Source organism: Gilvimarinus sp. 1_MG-2023 (genome assembly GCF_030548285.1).
Genome location: NZ_JAUOSC010000645.1, coordinates 1 through 311, shown reverse-complemented (window position 1 = coordinate 311; position 311 = coordinate 1). Strand labels below are relative to the sequence as shown.

At 57.9% G+C, this 311-nt stretch carries 1 protein-coding gene; it reads left to right on the top strand.

The window, feature by feature from the left end:
* Positions 1 to 311: aldehyde dehydrogenase family protein (locus Q4563_RS18455; RefSeq protein ID WP_303605544.1), on the top strand; the 311-nt coding region annotated here is incomplete at both ends.

Genomic DNA, 311 nt, shown 5'->3' with positions numbered 1-311 from the left:
AGGCAAGCGGGTGTACGGCGAGGTGATTCCAAGTCCCAACCCGGATGCCCGTATCGTTGTGGTGAAACAGCCGATCGGTGTTGTGGCAGCGATTACCCCGTGGAATTTCCCCTGCGCCATAATTACGCGCAAGTGTGGCCCGGCATTGGCAGCGGGTTGCAGCTTTATCGTCAAACCGGCACCGGATACACCGTTTTCGGCACTGGCGCTGGCAGCACTGGCGCAACAGGCCGGTATTCCCGATGGTGTCTTTAACGTTGTGACTGGTGATGCCATTGCCATCGGCAATGTTCTGACCAGCAGCCAGAAAG